At 60.9% G+C, this 17,757-nt stretch carries 18 protein-coding genes and 2 pseudogenes; 13 read left to right on the top strand and 7 right to left on the bottom strand.

Going from position 1 to position 17,757, the window contains the following annotated elements; all coding sequences use genetic code 11:
- The first annotated feature begins 4 nt into the window (after positions 1–4).
- The 7 genes from AB4136_RS16655 to AB4136_RS16625 all read left to right on the top strand — a co-directional run bounded on the left by AB4136_RS16655 (position 5) and on the right by AB4136_RS16625 (position 7,930).
- Positions 5–706 carry a type IV secretion system protein gene (locus tag AB4136_RS16655; protein WP_441931436.1) on the top strand — a complete coding sequence of 234 codons (702 nt, stop codon included), beginning with the start codon at positions 5–7 and terminating at the stop codon, positions 704–706.
- A gap of 280 nt (positions 707–986) precedes the next feature.
- On the top strand, positions 987–2,033 hold the full coding sequence (locus tag AB4136_RS16650) for a type IV secretion system protein (protein ID WP_441931435.1): 1,047 nt from the start codon (positions 987–989) through the stop codon (positions 2,031–2,033).
- A 38-nt stretch (positions 2,034–2,071) separates the two neighbouring features.
- On the top strand, positions 2,072–2,764 hold the full coding sequence (locus tag AB4136_RS16645; protein ID WP_441931434.1) for a virB8 family protein: 693 nt from the start codon (positions 2,072–2,074) through the stop codon (positions 2,762–2,764).
- 1 nt (position 2,765) lies between these two features.
- Positions 2,766–3,575, top strand: a complete 810-nt coding sequence (locus tag AB4136_RS16640) for a TrbG/VirB9 family P-type conjugative transfer protein (protein ID WP_441931433.1) — start codon at positions 2,766–2,768, stop codon at positions 3,573–3,575.
- Positions 3,572–4,795 (top strand): type IV secretion system protein VirB10, encoded by a 1,224-nt coding sequence (gene virB10, locus AB4136_RS16635; protein WP_441931432.1) that lies wholly within the window; start codon positions 3,572–3,574, stop codon positions 4,793–4,795. Before AB4136_RS16640 ends, virB10 begins: the two co-directional genes overlap by 4 nt.
- Positions 4,776–5,804 (top strand): P-type DNA transfer ATPase VirB11, encoded by a 1,029-nt coding sequence (gene virB11 / locus AB4136_RS16630; RefSeq protein WP_441931431.1) that lies wholly within the window; start codon positions 4,776–4,778, stop codon positions 5,802–5,804. The genes virB10 and virB11 overlap by 20 nt, the downstream gene beginning before the upstream one ends.
- Positions 5,801–7,930 (top strand): type IV secretory system conjugative DNA transfer family protein, encoded by a 2,130-nt coding sequence (locus AB4136_RS16625; protein ID WP_441931430.1) that lies wholly within the window; start codon positions 5,801–5,803, stop codon positions 7,928–7,930. Before virB11 ends, AB4136_RS16625 begins: the two co-directional genes overlap by 4 nt.
- A gap of 64 nt (positions 7,931–7,994) precedes the next feature.
- Here AB4136_RS16625 and nadA read toward each other — a convergent pair.
- Positions 7,995–8,207: pseudogene (nadA, locus tag AB4136_RS16620) on the bottom strand (quinolinate synthase NadA); the annotation flags it as partial.
- Positions 8,208–8,458: 251 nt separating this feature from the next.
- Entirely contained in the window at positions 8,459–8,845 is a 387-nt protein-coding gene (locus AB4136_RS16615) for a hypothetical protein (RefSeq protein ID WP_441931429.1), read from the bottom strand.
- 170 nt (positions 8,846–9,015) lie between these two features.
- Between AB4136_RS16615 and panB the strand changes: the two genes are divergently transcribed.
- The 3 genes and pseudogenes from panB to AB4136_RS16600 form a co-directional block, all read left to right on the top strand.
- Entirely contained in the window at positions 9,016–9,876 is an 861-nt protein-coding gene (gene panB / locus AB4136_RS16610; protein ID WP_441931428.1) for a 3-methyl-2-oxobutanoate hydroxymethyltransferase, read from the top strand.
- Entirely contained in the window at positions 9,873–10,742 is an 870-nt protein-coding gene (panC, locus tag AB4136_RS16605) for a pantoate--beta-alanine ligase (RefSeq protein ID WP_441931427.1), read from the top strand. Before panB ends, panC begins: the two co-directional genes overlap by 4 nt.
- A 247-nt stretch (positions 10,743–10,989) precedes the next feature.
- Positions 10,990–11,182: pseudogene (locus tag AB4136_RS16600) on the top strand (cold-shock protein); the annotation flags it as partial.
- 292 nt (positions 11,183–11,474) lie between these two features.
- Here the strand turns inward: AB4136_RS16600 and AB4136_RS16595 are convergent.
- The 5 genes from AB4136_RS16595 to AB4136_RS16575 form a co-directional block, all read right to left on the bottom strand.
- The gene (locus AB4136_RS16595) at positions 11,475–11,723 is read right to left on the bottom strand and encodes a hypothetical protein (RefSeq protein WP_441931426.1); all 249 of its coding nucleotides are present in this window, start codon (positions 11,721–11,723) and stop codon (positions 11,475–11,477) included.
- Positions 11,724–11,788: 65 nt separating this feature from the next.
- The gene (locus tag AB4136_RS16590; protein ID WP_441931425.1) at positions 11,789–12,052 is read right to left on the bottom strand and encodes a hypothetical protein; all 264 of its coding nucleotides are present in this window, start codon (positions 12,050–12,052) and stop codon (positions 11,789–11,791) included.
- A gap of 344 nt (positions 12,053–12,396) precedes the next feature.
- A complete protein-coding gene (locus tag AB4136_RS16585) occupies positions 12,397–12,594 on the bottom strand; it encodes a hypothetical protein (protein WP_441931424.1) in 198 nt (65 codons plus the stop codon).
- 8 nt (positions 12,595–12,602) lie between these two features.
- On the bottom strand, positions 12,603–14,987 hold the full coding sequence (locus AB4136_RS16580; RefSeq protein WP_441931423.1) for a relaxase/mobilization nuclease domain-containing protein: 2,385 nt from the start codon (positions 14,985–14,987) through the stop codon (positions 12,603–12,605).
- A 3-nt stretch (positions 14,988–14,990) separates the two neighbouring features.
- Positions 14,991–15,392, bottom strand: a complete 402-nt coding sequence (locus tag AB4136_RS16575; RefSeq protein ID WP_441931422.1) for a MobC family plasmid mobilization relaxosome protein — start codon at positions 15,390–15,392, stop codon at positions 14,991–14,993.
- A gap of 333 nt (positions 15,393–15,725) precedes the next feature.
- Between AB4136_RS16575 and AB4136_RS16570 the strand changes: the two genes are divergently transcribed.
- The 3 genes from AB4136_RS16570 to AB4136_RS16560 all read left to right on the top strand — a co-directional run bounded on the left by AB4136_RS16570 (position 15,726) and on the right by AB4136_RS16560 (position 17,700).
- Positions 15,726–16,427, top strand: a complete 702-nt coding sequence (locus AB4136_RS16570; protein ID WP_441931527.1) for a ParA family protein — start codon at positions 15,726–15,728, stop codon at positions 16,425–16,427.
- Positions 16,428–16,447: 20 nt separating this feature from the next.
- The gene (locus AB4136_RS16565; RefSeq protein WP_441931421.1) at positions 16,448–16,840 is read left to right on the top strand and encodes a hypothetical protein; all 393 of its coding nucleotides are present in this window, start codon (positions 16,448–16,450) and stop codon (positions 16,838–16,840) included.
- Between the two features lie 380 nt (positions 16,841–17,220).
- A complete protein-coding gene (locus AB4136_RS16560) occupies positions 17,221–17,700 on the top strand; it encodes a helix-turn-helix domain-containing protein (RefSeq protein ID WP_441931420.1) in 480 nt (159 codons plus the stop codon).
- Positions 17,701–17,757: the final 57 nt, after the last annotated feature.

Below are 17,757 nucleotides of genomic sequence, written 5' to 3'. Positions count from 1 at the left end.
AGCCATGAGACGACTGATCATCTCGTCGACCGCTATGCTGGTCGCAACCTCGGCCTTCGCCGACATCCCGGTCATCGACAAGACCAACTACGCTGTCGCCCGCCAGACGGCCGAAACGACCGACAAGATCCTCGGCACCAACAAGGAAATCCTGACCACTGTCGAGGAGACCCTCAAGGCCGTTACCGGCGACCGCAGCAGCACTGCCAACCCGATGCAGAATCTTGCAGTCGGCAATGGGTTCAGCGTTGCCTCGATGCCGTCCTTCGACAGTTTGCTGCAGGGCGGCGTGCCGAACTTTGGCGGGATGAGCGGCGACGTCGCCAAGGTTGCGACGGCCTTCATCAATGGGCTGCAACTGGTCAAATCGCTCTCCGGCAAGGAGAACAGCGATTTCTCGGGCGACAAGTCCTACGAGCAGCTTTTGACGACGGTGCTCGGCGTTGCCGCGTTGATCAACGGCTCCCAGCAGGCTGTCGAGACGCGCAAGAGTGCATTCGAGCAGGCGAGTGGTGAGATCGGCACGGCCGAGGACATCAAGGGCTCGATCGACCAGAATACCCAACTCCAGGTGCAGGCTGGGCTCACCATCAACGAACTGATCGGTGTCATGAACGGCGCCGTATCCTCGCTGCAGGCCGACAACCAGCGGAGGCTCACCGATATCTCGAACAGCAAGAAGGCGCTGACCTACGGTGACGATTAGAGACCGCCACGCCTCATGCCCCCTTATTGTTCTCTTCACGATGGGCCTGCTCGCCGGCTGCGGAACGCCGAAGGAGAAAACCGCGCCCTGCAAACGGCCCGCAAACCTTTTGTCCTATGCCTCCGAACCCAGCGCGCATTCGCCTGTCCCGGTTCCGACCGAGGAGTGCGGTCCGATGCGACCGGCGAATACCGGCCCCGTCAACACAGGTCCTGTCAAAGCAGATTCGAACACCGCTGATAAAGCGATCGAACGGCTCTCGGGCGATTAGGAGGAAGCCATGGAAGACTTCCTCGGGGAGCTTCTTGATCGCATAGAGGCCTCGGGAGCCAATTTCTCCGAACAGGCGTATGGGGTCGTCGGCAGCGAAGTCTTGCCGCTGCTCCAGGTTCTGGCCATCGTCTATGTGGCCTGGTACGCCGTGCAGCTCCTCGTCGGATCGGCCCGGATCGGGGTTGGCGAAGTCATCGGCCGCGTCGTGCGCATGATGCTCATCCTGGCTCTCGTAAGCCAGTGGGGACATTTCAACACCTTCTTCTATTCCTGGCTGAACGACACACCCGAGGACGTCGGCCGCGCCATCCTGGCTGCATCTTCGACCGGGATCACCGAACCGACCAACGGGCTTTCGATGATCTGGAAGACCGCCAACGACGCGGCATCCGCCTTTGCCGAGCAGTCCGGCTACTTCGCCGTCCTCCCTTCGCTGATCGGCTTCCTGATCATGGCCTGCACGGCGATCTTCATGGCGGTGGCGCTTGCGATCCTCGTGCTGGCAAAGGTCATGATGTGGGTGCTGATCGGAACCGCCCCGATCTTCATCGCCTGCATGCTGTTCGAGCAGACGCGCAATTACGGCATCGGCTGGTTCAACCAGGTCATCATCTACGCGCTGGTTCCGCTCTTCATCTACGTCATCGCCGCCTTCCTGATCGCCGCCATGGATCCGGAACTCACGGCGATCGAAGCGGCCGCGGAGAGCCGGACGCTGAAGCTTAGCGACGTCGCCGCGTTTGTTCTCCTGTGCGCCGCGGGCGCCTTCATCCTGCTGCAGATCCAGACCATCGCTCAAGGGATCGCCGGCGGTATAGCTGCCGGGATCGGGCAGATGGGTTACGGCATCGCCAGATTTGCGGGCGTGCAGGCTCCGCGCCACGCTATGCGGGGCGGCCTCGCTGCAGGGCGTGCCGGATATCGACTCTATGGCCGGTACCGCGGACAGAGCGAGCAACCGCCGAACGATCCGCCTCGACCGCCCGCTGGCGGCGGGGCCGGAGCGGCGTTGGCCATGCAGAACCGGATCAGCGCCAACAGCACGCCGCGATAGCGCGGGCAGGGTACATAAAATGCGAAGCGACGTAGTGAATGGCTGAAACCAAGCAAGACTCCCTTCGGACCTACTTTCAGGACGGCGAGCGCTGGGAGCACGAGATCGTGCGCAAGGCGAAGCGTTCGCGTGCGCTTGCCTGGTTCGTCACCACAATTTTCGGCGCAATCACGCTGCTCAGCCTGATAGCGCTCGTCATGCTGGTCCCGCTGAAGAGCTTTGAGCCTTACATCGTCGAAGTCGATCGCAACACCGGCTATATCGAGGTGAAGACTGGTCTTACCCGGCCTGCAAACTTGACCGAACAGCGGGCGGTCACCCAGGCCAACATCGTCCGCTATATCCGTGCCCGCGAAGGCTACGACCCATACGCAATCGAACAGAATTTCGGGATCGCGGCACTCCTGTCGACGGCTGAGGCCGCGCGCGAACTGCAGGAGCTTTACAGCAGTGCCAACCCGCAGAACCCGGCGCGTCGCTACGGCCGGCTGAGGAAGTTCACGGTCAACATCAAATCGGTGACTTTTCCGAACACCAGCACGTCGATCGTCCGGTTCGCCGTCACGGAGAAGTCGGACACCGACACGATTGTGCGCGATTATATCTCCGTGGTCCGCTTCCGCTACACGGACACGCCCGCCACCAACGAATGGCGCTTCGAGAACCCGCTTGGCTTCCAGGTCTACAACTACCGGCGTGATCAAGAGACCGTCACGCCGGAGGACCGATAGTATGAAGCGGTTTTTCGCATGCGCGGCGATCAGCGCCGCTCTCGTCTCCGCCACCTTGGCGGCGCAGACGCCGGCGCCGGGTCAGCTTGATGCGCGTGTCACCACCGTCACCTACCAGCCCAACAATGTCGTGAGGGTCTTCGCCACCTATGGCATTTCGACGATGATCATCTTCGACGAGGAGGAAAAGTTCGAAACGCTTTCCCTCGGCGACACCGACAGCTGGCAGGTCGTCCCATCGGAAAAGGGCAACATCCTCTTCGTAAAGCCGGTCGCCAAGAACGTCGTCACCAATATGAACATCGTGACGACCAAGCGCATCTACTACTTGGAACTGCACGACTTCGCGCCCGAGGCCGGAAAGAAAGTGTTCGGCATCCGCTTTCTCTATCCGGAGAAGAACCTCAATGCCGAGCTTCGTAAGGAAGCGGAGTTCCGCGCCGCGAACCCCAACATTGCCGGGATCGACAAGGCCAACGTCAACATCGACTACTCGTTCTCGGGCGCACCAGCGCTCAAGCCGTCGATGATTTTCGACGACGGCAAGAAAACGTTCATGAAGTTTTCCGGCCGTGTGCCGGCAATCTTCGCGGTCAATGCCGACTTCTCCGAAACCCTGCGAAACTTCCGCAAGGAGGGCGACTACTTCGTCATCGACGGCGTGGCGACGCAGTACACGCTGCGCGACGGCAATGAGTGGACCTGCATTTTCAATCTGCGCCAGCCGGATTTTGGCGCGCCTGATCCCGACATTCTTGGCCCGGCGGAAGATCCCGTCGCCAGGAAGCGCTGGAGGAGCGGCAACAAATGAGACGTGCTCCCGAACTCGATGCCATGCTGTCCGGCGACGAAGCCGCCGTTCGCGACAGAAGCGTCCGCCGCAACCAGCTGCTGGGCGGAGCCTTCCTGCTGCTTACCGGCGCTGTCGCCGCTTATTTTGTTCTGACCGCAGGCCAGGATCGGCCACGCGACATGCTGGAAGGCGACGAGGAGTTCACCACGACCACCTTCCGGCCGCCTTCCTTCGTGCGCGAGGGAGAAGAGCCTCCGCCCGAACCGGAGACCCCGATCATCAAGCTGCCCGAGCCGCCGCCCGCGGAACCCGAGCCCGAAAGCGATACAACGCAGTTCGATGTTCCGCCGCCGCCGTCCGTTGTCGTCACCGATCCAGTTGCTCCGGCGGCTGAGGAGCCTCCGGTCGACGAATTCCCGGAGCGATACAAGTCGAAGCAGATCGTCCTTGATTCCGCCAAGGATGGCGAGGGCGGTGCGCTCTCAGGTGAAACCGGAGACGGACTGACGGTCGCGGGTGAGGATCGTAACAGCAAGTATCTCGCGGCCGCCTCGAGCCTGGCCGACCGATCGGCGACTGCGCGTCAAATCAAACGCATCGACGCGTTTATCCCCGAGGGGACGATGATCCCCGGCATTCTGGAGACAGCGATCGTCAGCGACCTTCCCGGACAGGTCCGGGCGATCGTCTCACAGGATGTTCATTCGTTCGACGGGCGACGCATCCTGATACCGACCGGCACCCGCCTGATCGGCGAGTACCAGTCCGAAATCACCCGCGGCCAGAAACGCATTATCGTCATGTGGTCTCGGTTGATCCGCGATGACGGTGTCACGGTCAGGCTGAATTCGATCGGTGCCGACAGCCTTGGCAGGTCCGGCCTGACAGGCCGCGTCGACAACAAGTATCGCGAGCGTTTCGGCTCGGCGATCCTGCTATCGATCGTCGGGGCAGGGGCGAGCTATCTGACCGGTTTTGGCAGCGGCCAGGCTTTCGGCAACGACAATGACGACGCCGCGGATGCCGAAGCATTGGCCCGCGAGACCATCGCCCAGACGTTCTCCGACATGGCTAACCAGGCCCTTTCGGAAAACTTGCGCATTCCCCCGACCATCAGCGTCAGTCAGGGCGAGCGCATCTTTGTCTATGTCCGGCAGGACCTCGACTTCTCCGCGCTCTACGATGATCCCGTCACCGAAGCCCTCAAGGAAATTCGTCGTGAACGTGGCTACCAGTGACATAGGCCGCGCGGTCAACAGTCCGCACTATTTCCTCTACCGCGCCCTCGACCCGCTGAAAGCGTTTCTCGATGACCCCGCAGTCATCGAGATCGCCATCAATCGGCCGGGCGAGGTCTATGTCGAGCGCCTTGGCGCCGACTTCATGGAGCATCACCGCATCGAAGGTCTGACCGCCGACGAGATCCAGAACATTGGCGAGCGAGTGGCCGGCGTCACCAGCCAGTTCATCAGCCGCGCCAATCCAATCCTCAGCGCCGCGCTTCCGAGCGGCGAGCGCATCCAGGTCATCTTGCCGCCGGCGGCCCCGGATGGCGGCGCGATCTCGATCCGCAAGCAGGTCGTCAGCAACTTTACGCTTGAGCACTACCGCGACAGCGGCGCGCTCGAGAAAGTCGCCGTCGCCGTCGGCGGTCTCAACGAGACCGATCAGCGCCTTATCAAATTCCTGCGCTCGAACGCCATCTACGATTTCATCGACACGGCCATCCGTCAGCGCGTCTCGATCCTGATCAGCGGCGGCACGTCGTCGGGAAAGACTACGTTTCTCAACGCCTGCCTCAACAGCATCGACGATAACGAACGCATCCTGACGCTGGAGGACACCCGCGAGCTATTTCCGCCACACGCGAACTGCGTCCATCTGCTCGCCTGCAGGGGTGATCAGGGAACCGCCAACGTGACGATCCAGCAATTGCTGGAAGCCTCGCTCCGCATGCGGCCGGATCGCATCTTCGTCGGTGAGATCCGCGGCGCGGAAGCTTTCTCGTTCCTGCGCGCGATCAACACCGGTCACCCCGGTTCGATGTCGACGGTGCACGCCGACACGCCGCTCGGCGCCTACGAACAGTTGGCGATGATGATGCAGCAGGCCGGCATGTCGGTCGGCTACTCAAAGGACGACCTCATGTCCTACATCCGCATGGTGATCCCGATCGTCATTCAGCTGCGCCGCGATGGCGGCAAACGCGGCGTATCGGAAATCTATTTCGCGAGGCAGGAGGAATGAGCAGGGACCTGCAGGCCTTCTATCTGCTGTTTTGCGTCGTCATAGCCCTGGCCGCCTGGACACTATTTTACGGTGCCGGCCTTTATTTGATCCATGGCGACGCTCGGATTCTTGAGCTGACCATCACCACGAATCCGTTCGCGCCTGCCCAGCAACTGTGGCTCTATGCGAACAGCCGCGACCTGCAGATCGTCGCCCTGGTCGCAGTCGCCCCGGCCGTGGCGCTGGCGGCAGCCGTGGCGGTGGTTGGCTTGCGTATGCCCGAAAGTCCTCTGGGCGACGCGTCGTTCCAGACTATCGCGATGATGCGACGCCGAAACTGGTTCGGCAGGCATGGCCACATTTTCGGCCGCATGGGTCGGAAAATCCTTCGCGCGAATGACGATCTGCATCACCTGGTGATAGGCCCCACTCGCTCGGGCAAGGGCGTCGGGTATGTCAATCCGAATGCCATCGCTCATCAGGGTTCGATGATCGTCACCGATCTCAAGGGCGAAATCTTCAAGGCAACGGCGGGCTATCGCAGGCAGGCCGGAAGCCAGGTCTTCCTGTTTGCTCCCGGCTCTGATCGGACGCACCGCTACAACCCGCTGGACTTCATCCGCACCGAGCGGGGAAACCGCACGACCGATATCCAGAATATGGCGAGCATCCTCGTTCCGGAGAATACGGAGTCCGAGAATTCGGTGTGGCAGGGTACCGCACAACAGGTCATCGCCGGCGTGATCAGCTACATTCTGGAAAGCCACCACTACGAAGGCCGGCGCAACTTTGGTGAGGTCAATTCCTTCTTCAACAGCGGCATCAACCTTCAGGCGCAGATGGCCCTCATCAAGGAACGGGAGCTATCCCTTTCCAAGTTTACGGTCGAGAGCTTCAATGCCTACCTGGCACTGTCCGAGAGAGCGGCAGCCTCTGCGCTGCTCGATATTCAGAAGGCGTTGCGGCCTTTCAAAAATGACCGGGTCATAGCCGCCACGACGGTCACCGACATGGACTTGCGGGCAATCCGGCGGCGACCGATCTCGATCTATCTGGCCCCGAACATTACCGACGTCGTCCTGCTGAAGCCCCTGCTGACGTTGTTCATCCAACAGACCCTCGATATCCTGATGCGTGAACGCCGATCGAAGTCGTTGCCAGTGTATTTCCTGCTCGATGAATTCCGGCAGCTGAAGAAAATGTCGGACATCACCGACAAGATGCCCTACGTCGCCGAGTACAACATCAAGATGGCGTTCATCATCCAGGATCTGAAAAACCTGGACGAGATCTATGGCGAGACGGCGCGCCATTCGCTGCTCGGCAACTGCGGTTACCAATTGGTGCTCGGCGCCAACGACCAGGCCACGGCCGACTACGCTTCCCGCGCTTTGGGAAAACGAACGGCTCGCTACAAGTCGGAATCGCGGACGATCGAGCTGTTCGGGCTGCCGAGGCGGACTAAGGTTGAGCAGATCCGCGAGCGAGATCTGATGATGCCTCAGGAGATCCGCCAGATGCCGGCCGACAAGATGATACTGATCATCCAGGGCCAAAAGCCGATCGTTGGAGACAAGCTGCTATATTACGAAACCGAGCCCTTCAAAGCTGCCGTTGCTTATTCCTACGCGAACATCCCCGAGGTTCCATCGATCGAATATCTACCAGAACGGCCTGTCCCTGCAACGACGGAAGCCTACGCAGGGCAGATAGCGTCCACGAATGGGCAGTTCGTCTCCGCGGCCGTAGGCGACGATCAAACTGCACACCCACCGAAAGACATTTCCGCTTCCCAACGACGGGTCGGGATCGAAGCGGTGCCGCAAAAGACAATACCACGAACTCGGCCGAACGATCAGGTCCAGAGCGCCAAACCAACGATCCAGCTGCGAAGCCCGACGGGATTGCTGAGAAAAGGTTCGAGCTCTCAGAGCAACGGTGACAGGGGCGATGCGCTATCGATCGGAGAGCGGGCGAGGCATGCCGAGGAGCGTCTGAAACCGACTGCAGAAAAGTTGAGAAAGATTGTGGCTGAGAAACTCGAGGATACTGGTTCAGCACAACCACAACGACGAAAAAGCTACCTCGAAATTTTCGATGCAACAGTACCCGATCCGCTTGAGATCGGACTGGCTCTTGAGTGAACCTTGTCAGCGAGGCCGGATACGCCAAGAGCCTCTATGCCCATTATGACTGCGTTGGCCTCGACGCGGCTGAAGTGTTGACGTAGGTCACGGCTGGCACGCCCGGATAGCGCTGCCGAATCAGCCGAACGTTCGCGGCGGTGATCGAGTCGGCCAGCGAGCAACCGGCGCCGAGGTCCGGAATGAGCACGGTCTTGGCCGGATTGAGAAGCTTGCCCGTCTCGGCCCTGAAATGCACGCCGGCGAGCACGATGACATCGGTATCGAGCGCAGCCGCGCAATGCCGGGGAGAGGCTTGCACCGTTTGCGCGGGTCGCCTCTTCCACGAGAGCGGCTTCGTAAAAGGAGTTCGTAGCGCTGCAGCGTGAACTCCTCATTCCAGGCGCGGTCGCCGAATCCGATGGCGATTGCGGCCCGCTGCCGCCGTTCGTGCCGCATCTGGGCATCGTCGGCACCTTCCACCCAGCCGACCAGACGTGGCTGCAGGACGTCCGCGACTATAGCCGGAACGCCGGCGCGGCGGTCCTCTCACGGGAAATAGTCGTACCAGCTGCGCCAACTGCGTTTGGGCCAATTCGCAGCCTGGTCCTCGCGGGTGAGGGCCAGATGGCTGATCGAGTTGACGCGCTGCTGGCGCTCATCGCCGATCCGGTCGCGGTCGGCGAAGGTGTAGAGTTGCTCGATGTAGCCCAGCCGGTGACCGGTCTGGTGCTCCACCCATGCCCTCAGCCCCGACTGCAGGGGGCGGCGGCCGAGCTCGAACGGACCAGAGGGCAGGGCATTGGCCAGCCGGATGGTGAGTACGCGGGGTTCGCCCTTGGCGATCGCGGCGACGACCGCGATCAGGTCCACATTCGCTTCGTGGCCCTTGCCGGCGGCTCGTCCCTTCCTGGATCCTGTCGTCTGGTCTTGCATGTTTCCCCGAAACGGCTCGGTCCCGCTTCGAGGCAGTGCAGGCGACCGTGGACTGCGCTCGTCAACTCGTCAACGCTGGGCAGCGATGCGGCCATTTGGCTCTTCGCATTTGCACAAAACTGTGCCAAACGCGGCGCCACGGATTGATGACGCGTGGGAAGGAGGCGCCATTGAGTGCGACTGGCGAATTGAAAGCCGTGACCCCGCCGGATGTCGTCGCCCGCAAAGGTGGCCAGCCGCTGGTGTGCCTGACCGCCTATACGACGCCGATGGCGAAACTGGTCGACAGGCATTGCGACATCGTTCTGGTCGGAGACAGCGTCGGCATGGTGCTGCACGGCCTGCCTTCGACGCTCGGCGTCAGCCTCGACATGCTGATCATGCACGGAAAGGCCGTGCGCCGCGGCTTGGAACGCGCGCTAATGGTCGTCGACATGCCGTTCGGTTCGTACGAGGAGGGGCCGGAGCAGGCCTTCCGCAACGCAGCGCGGCTATTGACCGAGACCGGTTGCGCGGCCGTCAAGCTGGAGGGCGGCGAGAGCATGGCGGCAACCATCCACTTCCTTGTTGCCCGCGGCGTCCCGGTCATGGCGCATATCGGTCTCACCCCGCAGGCGGTGAACACGTTCGGCGGCTATCGTGTGCAGGGACGAGGCGGTGATGCCGAGCGAATCGCGCGCGACGCCGTTGCCGTCGCCGAAGCGGGCGCCTTCGCGGTCGTGCTAGAAAAGGTTCCCGAGCCGCTTGCGCGACGCATCACGATCGAGATCGCCATTCCCACCATAGGCATCGGCGCGTCGCATGCCTGCGATGGCCAGGTTCTCGTGATCGACGACATGCTCGGGCTGTTCACGTCGTTTCGGCCGAAATTCGTCAAGCGCTATGCCGAACTCGGGGAACAGGCGGAGGCCGCGATCGCCGCCTATGCGATAGAGGTGCGCGAGCGGCGCTTTCCGGCTGCCGAGCATGTCTTCGGTGATGCGCCAAGGGTCGCCCGGGAAGGCGGGAGCAACAGCGGAGACGCGGAATGAGCGTACCGATCGTCAGGACCCCTGCGGAGCTACGCGCGACGGTCGCTGAGTGGTGGAGCCAAGGCGCACGTGTCGCGGTCGTGCCAACGATGGGCGCGTTGCACGAAGGGCATCTCAGCCTCGTGCGCGCCGCGCTGGAGAAGGCGGACCGCGTTATCGTCACGCTGTTCGTCAATCCGAAGCAGTTCAACAGCGCGGCCGACCTTGCCGCCTACCCGCGCACCGAGGAGGCGGATGCAGCAAAGCTCGCTCCACTCGGCGCGCACCTGCTCTATGCTCCCGACGCCAGCGAGATGTACCCGAAGGGTTTTGCCACCGCTGTCTCGGTGACCGGGGTCGGCGAAGGGCTGTGCGGCGCGTTCCGACCCGGCCATTTCGACGGCGTAGCCACAGTGGTGGCCAAGCTGTTCCTGCAGACCGGCGCCGATTTCGCATTCTTCGGCGAGAAGGATTTCCAGCAGCTTCACGTCGTGCGGTGCATGGCGCGGGACCTCGACATTCCGATTCGCATCGTCCCCTGCCAGACGGTGCGCGAGGCCGACGGGCTGGCCCTTTCGTCGCGCAATGTCCGTCTTTCATCGGCCGAACGGCAGATCGCACCCAAGCTAGCCTCGATTCTGTTTGGCGCCGCTGAGCTGATAACCGGTGGGGCGTCGGTTGCCGAAACGCTCGTCGATGCGCGGTTGATGATCGTGGCCGCGGGTTATACGCGCGTCGAGTATCTCGAGTTACGTGCGGGAGAGGATCTGAGCCCGATGCGAGAGTTCAACCGTCCGGCTCGCCTGTTAGTGGCAGCCTGGCTCGGCGAGACGCGGTTGATTGACAATGTAAACGTGCTTCCAAAGCAGAGTCCGCACGGCTCGTAGCAGGTTTCGGACGCAGCTTCGACCGCGCATGACCTCACATTCAGCGCCATCACACGTCAAGCGAAGGAAGGTTTTCTGCACGCATTTTGCAGATGCGGTTGGGGACGCCCATGTGAATGGGGCTGATAATTCGGCCGATCAATCCGGACCTTGCGATTTTTCGCTTTTGCTGCGCCGACAGATTCTCGATGTGAACCGGTCGGCTTATCGCCGGACCACGCTCCAATTGCTAAGAAGGAATACGCATATGGCGACTGGAACCGTCAAGTGGTTCAACAGCACCAAGGGTTTTGGATTCATCCAGCCCGACAATGGCGGTCAGGACGTTTTCGTCCATATCTCCGCTGTCGAGCGCGCGCCTTTCGACCCTCGTCGATGGCCAGAAGATCAATTATGAGATCGATCGGGTGAGATCAATCTGTTCGGCAACGGAAGGCGCGGAACTCCTCGCTGTGTCGCCGATGGCCTTGCCTCGAAGAAGCGTTGCCGGCCGAGCAATCGGCGCCGTCGCGTTCCTTGTCGATCTCCGCGCATCGTGCAGCCAGCTCCTCGAGCTGTGCAGCCGTCGCTTCCGAAACCTCAAACTCTACGCGCTTCACGGCCTCGTCTCGCAAATCATGTCGCATGACTTCTACCATTTGCGCGAAAAACATATGAAACGAAAACTGCCGTGAACCCGATCGTCACCGCCTGCCCACGTTGCAATGGGGCTGCGAAGCCAGAAATCGCCTCTCAGGTCCTCTGCTGTCGGTCATCCGGCGACAATTCCTCGATAAATCTGATCAACGTTCCAGCGGTATCTGCCGGCATGTCCAGGATGCGCAGGATCAGCTTCATTTTGTCGAGCGATTCACTCTCGTTCGTACCGAACGACCGCGGCGCCGCGGCGTGCAGCATTTCGATGGTTTCGGGCAAACCCTTCTTGGCGAGATAGGTCTGTAGATCTTGGATCGGCACTCGGTGTCCTCCGATGGCATTCATCTGTCTCTCCGCCGACCTGATTGTGACTTCGCCTTACGACTTGGTCAGTGACGTGCCCCGGATTGTCAGGCTGCGTGACTCGATTTTCCGCCCGCCCGATCGATGATAACTATCTCTTCCGCAGGATATGCGGCATTGCTGAGGGATACGGTCTCAACGCGCTTGCCATGTTCAACCCGTTGCCAATGGCCGGTGCGAGGACGTGCGACATCGTGTGCGTCGCAAGCCTGTGCAATATGCTGGTCGCGAATTCCATAAATCCTCGCAATCTCTGTCATTGGCTTGGACCAGACCAGTTCGTGAAGTTTTTTGCGGCTTATCCTCAGCATGCCTTTCCTCCGTATCCCAAGCCCACGGTGTGGCATCGCCGTCCCGCTCGATCCTGATCGAATTAAATGTCCTTGATCAGCTTGCCCGCGGCAAGCTCGAAAACGTGGGATCGCTCAGTTTGCCGCGTACGCTCTGTCTTCGCTATTCGGCCGCTTTTGTGCCGGGCTGCAAACCCCAGTGCGCGACCGCGTTTGAGAGAACACATTAAGGGTGACAGCGATCAGGACGAAGCAAGCTCATTTCGTTCGATCACCGGGCCGGAGAAAAACCTGCGGGTGTCTCCATCCTCGATAACGGTACAACCTCCAGGCCATCGACTCAAAACTGTCTGGCAACAGTAGGATCAACTTCCCAGCCAGAGCCCAAGAGAGTCCCACCAAGCGGACATCACACTCACAACCTTATAAAGCGCATGATCGAGGGCCACGAAAAGTACGATCATCATCAGCAAGGCTCCGACAAGCGCGCCGAGAGCGTCGTCCCCGTGATGCTTCTTGGGCTCATCGGGCGGGTATATGTACCAAGGCGTCTTGTTCTTCATGGTGTGTCCTAGCGTTCGAAGTCGTCGCGATCACGATCCTGTTCCCTGTCCTCACGGGCCTTCCGCTCCAGCTCTTCCAGAGGGGGGACGTGCTGCTGGGCCGGGTCGCTGCGGCTTGTTTCGCCCGATTGCGGGCCAGCCTTTGCACTTCTTTCTCTATGCTCGGTGCGGCGCTGCTCACCGTCCGGTCCCCAGGAGACTTGCTGCTCGTCCGGATCAGCCCTGGCGTCCGAACTGCGCTCCGCGGCTTCAACGGCGCGGCGAAGATCTTCGTCAGTCTCCGCGACCTCGCGCATATAGCTGTTGCCGGCCAGAGCAAGCCCGGCGGCCTCATTGAGCGCGGAGGCGTAATCCAACTCCGGCGAGTCGGAGTTTCGCCCCTCTGCCTGGGCTCGATCGATCCGTTCCCGAGCAGCGTCGACCTCGATGAGAAGGTTGTTGGCGCGCTCGACGACCTTTTCGCCGTGCTTGATAACGGCGGCTTCCCAGAGTGCATCGACCTCGTCGCTCTCAATTCGCTCCATCCCTGCTCGAGTTGCACCGTCGGCGCCGTCGCGAACAACCTCGCTACCACTGATCCCAAACATTCCCCCGTTGTCCCCGGCATCATGCTCCGGGTCACTCCTCTCCTCGTTCAACTCGAGAATTTCGCGGCGGACATTGACATGGTCGCGCGCGGCCGTCGCCACCTCTTCGTATTCGGTACGTTCTTCGGGGGTCAGAAGACGCTCGAATTTGAACAGCGCTGTCTCGACGCGCTTCTCATAGGCTTCAAATTCCGGTCGGGACATCTCACGCACGCTCTCGGCCTCCGAAACGATCGCTTCCAACCATACCATATTGGCTCTGTATTTCGAGCCAAAAGTTGAGTCGGCCGCTCGTGAGCCCGTGAGCGACTGTTCGCGAGAAAAGGCGGTTTCTAGCCGACTCTCCTGCTGTGCCGCGAATCCTTTGACCTCATGGTCATCGCCCGCAACGGCAAGCTGTTGCCAAACCTGCCGTGCCTTTACGGCATAGTCCACGCTTCGCCGAGCACGCGCTGTAGTGGGAAGCTCCGATCTTTTCGCTTGATATCGCGAGTGAGCCGCGTCGCTGGTGCCGACATGCTCGGTGCGACCCTGCCGGCTGACTGGACGCACCTGATTGCGCCCGAACGCCGGTGCCGTCGCGAGTTCCCGCCGGTCCGTCATTTCCATATTGATTCCGTGCTCGCGCGCCTTCTCGGCCATAAGCGAGCGCCAGGCACGAAAGACCTGCGGGCTCGTCTCGATCCGCTCTCCGAATTCCGACTTCATCGTGATGATCGCATGGACATGGACATGCGGACGTTTACCGCCCTCGGCTTCTTCCTTTGGATCTTGCGTCGGATCATGCAGCGCGAACACATAGCGATGACCGGCAAACTGATCGCCCAGGAAATCGCGCGCCGCTTCCTTGAATGCATCGACATCGGTCCCGGCGCGGGCCGACATGATCAGATGCATGACGTCGCGGCTCTTGCGGCTGTGCAATTCGTGCCGCCAGTCCTTCTGGACGAGGTCGCCGGCAGCCGCGTCGTTCTCGATTGCCACGCCGCGCTCGTCGTGAATGTTGCCGTCGAACACTTCCACCAATCGCCGTAGCTTCGACGTGCCGTAGTCGACGCCGTTGCCGTAGCCGGCGAACGAAAAGACAGCCGATGGATCCTCGAGCGATGACCTCGTGTCATAACGCTCCTGGACGATCTCGGTCGCCTTGGCATCACCCGTGAGCCGCTCGCCATCTGCGCTGCGCAAGACAACGACGCCGTTGACTGAAAGCGAACCATCGTCGGACCTGGCAATGCCGTAAGCGAACCGTCGTTCGCCAAAGCCCCGCGACAGCGTCTCCCTCACCAGGGCCTGCAGCTCGTCGTCCGGCTGATCCGCAACAGCCTCGATCGTTACCGAGAACACGCCGATGTCACGGCTTTCTTCCCGGTTCTGAAACAGGTGCTCCCACTCGCCACGCAGCGATGACAACCTTTCCCTGCTCTGGATACGCTCGCCGCGATCGTCCTCGACCTCGACCTCGCCGGCGCGCGATACATAGTTCAGCATCGCTCCGAGGCGTATCCCGCCGCCGTAAGATGCCATCTTGACGACCGCGGACTGGCTTCCCCTGGCGATGCCGGTAAAGCGCGCCCGCATCGGTCGCGATCCCCTCCCCGTCGAGCTGCTCGTTCTAGGTCCCCGAGCGCCCACACGACTCTTTTCGGAGACAGGTATAGAGAGGCCGCCGCCGGCGCCTCCCATGCGTCTCCAGTACTCGTCTTCATCCTCGCCACCACCGCGGCGGTCGAGCGTCATGTCATGCAGCAGCGCCGCCTTGCGCCGCTCCCATTCCTCGGTGAAGGCGCCGAAGAAGAACTCCATCGCCTAGCCCTCCCCTCGCCGTCGGTGGCCCGCGCGCTTGGCCAGGGTGCGCAGTTCACTGAGAACCGCGGCCACGACGACCTGAACTTCACCGATGTTCGCATCAAGATCGGCTGGCCGGATGGAGCCACCACTATTCAGCGCTCGGGCCATCTGGTTCAGGTTCGTGCCCACCGCCCGCATCTCGTCAGCAAGAAAACCCATCACCGTCCGGTCTTGCTCGGCCAGCAATGGCTGGATTCCCGCGCCCTCGAGAAGCAGCGATCGCAAAAAGGCGGACATCGTCATTTCGGCGGCCGAAGCGGCTTTCTCAATCGCCGCCAGCTCATCTGCCGACAGTCGCATCCGAACGACTTTGTCCTTTTTGGACGCCGCCCGCCGCACCTCGAAACTCTCCGCACCCATCCCTTTCCGGCCTTCCTTAAGCCGCCGAAGGCGGCGGATCGAGGGCCTGTCCCTCGATCGCCAGGAAAATGTACCACATTTTTCCGTATCCTGCCAACAAGGTAGCCGTCGAAGAAAAAGGTAACGCGCAATCCTCGACCCCCAACCCAAACCCGAGACCGCAAGGCAGGGCCACGAAGATTCCACACGACTTAGAAATGTGTTCTTTCCACATCGTGTGGACATGTGCTGTGGAATAAGTATCATAGGATGTGATCATAGCGTGTGTTCCTAGGTGGCAAGAGGGCCCGTCGCGCGGTCGAATGGGCTTTCGACAGGCCCGGGAGAGACATGATGGTGCAGCGGCTTTCGGTCGTCAGCAGCAAGGGTGGAGCCGGCAAGACAACGGTGGCGATCTTGCTTGCAGGCGAGTATGCGCTCCGCGGCAAGCGCGTCCTGATGATCGACGCCGACAATCGGCAAAACTTGTCGGAATGGTGGAAGCTTTCGCAGGACAAGGACAACGTCCCTGCCAACATCGATCTCGTGGCCGCGTCGACGCAGAGGGGTGTCGAGCAGGCGCTCTCGAAGGCCGAGCACGACGTCATCATCATGGATTCACCCGGCGTCGACAGCGTCATAGCCAACACCATCATCGGCAACTCCGATGTCGTCATATCTCCAGTTCAGGCCAACCAGGATGAAATCCGTTCGGTGGGCCAGGCCGCCGAGAACACGGCCGACATTGCCGAGGATCAGGGCCGTGCGATCCCGCATGGTGTAGTCGTCACACGAATCGCGCTGACAGCGAGAAGCCTGGAGGCGTACCGCTTCATCCGTCCCTTCGTCGCCGCGTTGCGAGAGGCCGGCTATCCGTCAACGCTCCTGCAGACCGAACTGACGGAGCGGAATTGCTATCGCGAGATTCGCAACGGCTACGGAACTCTGCAGATGCTCGATCTCACCGAACCGGTGAAGAAGGGACGGATCGAGGTATCGGCGCTACTGGACGAAATCGAGGGACTTCTTGGGCGAGAACAGGGGACTTCAGGATGACAAGCCGACCGACATTATCCGTGGCCGATATCCCCATCGCACCACGAAAAGCACGCCAACCGGCACTAGCCGAGGCCGGGAACATTATCTCCTCGGACCCTGCGAAAGCGGCGGATGCAGCGCCGGCAGTGGCGGATATCGAAACGAGGAAAAATCGATCCGCGCTACCGAAGCCGAGCACCCAGGAGCGGAAGGAAACGTCCGTTCAGCGTGCGCTCGATCAGGAAAAGGCGCGGACCAGACTGCGCGACCTGAAACGCGCGCACTCCCGCGAGTCGAAGCATTTCGTCAACGTGCCGCTCGACTACGAGACAAAAGTACGCCTCCAAAAGGCGTCCTTCGACAATGATCTGAAGATGACCGTGATCATGAAAGCCGCGATCGACCAATACTTGCGGGACAACGGCTATTGAACGCATCCATTGTGGGTACGTGCGGGCAAGAATCCTGCTGTTGCCGCGCTAGCGAAAGTGCTATGGTTTCGGCGGGGAAAGAATGGGCTTCGGGACAAAAGGGAAGAGGACCGTTGCGTGGGTTCGGATGCGGCTGAACTGCCAGCCGCCTCAAGTCTCTAAAAACCGCAATGATCTCAATACGATGTTGTGCATGACATTCAGCGAATTGCGCTGCTGGGACGGTCGTTCGCCAGCGCCGGTGCATGTCGGGACTTCATTCAGACACATGGAGACGCAGTCTTATGTGACTGTCAACAGCTATGCCTTTTTGCAACCCAAACTCGGTAGAAACAGGGCATCGAACCGTGGCTAAATTTGAAGGGGCGTACGAAGAGTCAATGGGTCTGGTTGAAACCGTGGACCCGGAAATCGACAAACCAATCTTTCGGCGTCCGGGATTCAATGGGATCGACAAGCTCGGCGAGATGGATGAGCGGATTTCGGTCTTTTTGCGGAAAGTGCGCGACGACACCGGTCTGACACGGGAAGAGGTCGCGCGGTATCTTGGGCTGTCGACGCAGGTGTTCGGCCGGTATGAGAAGGCGATATCCAAGCTCCATGTGACCCGGTTGGTGCATCTGAGCGAGGTGCTAGGCTTCCATCCTATGGAACTTGTCTATGCAGCAGCGCCTCACCTGTTCGGCAAGACACCGGAAGAGGCAGCCGATCAGATCGCGCTTGCGAAGCTCATCTGGACCTTGCCGCACAGCACCGTGAGCACTTTGGTCAAACTCGTCGATGAGATGCATGCGATATCGAGTGCAGGCGCGGCGCAGAAGCCGCAACCGTCGCCTGCCCAGCAGCCCGAGAAGGTCTGATCGACCTGGAGCGCCGTCGCCCTTGCGAGACGTCGCAAGAAAGATCGAGGCGGTTCG

Origin of the sequence: Mesorhizobium sp. 2RAF21, from assembly GCF_052115345.1 — a bacterium.
Classification (GTDB): domain Bacteria; phylum Pseudomonadota; class Alphaproteobacteria; order Rhizobiales; family Rhizobiaceae; genus Mesorhizobium; species Mesorhizobium terrae.
Note: the sequence above shows the minus strand (reverse complement) of the source record. Positions and strands in the feature narration are given on the sequence as shown.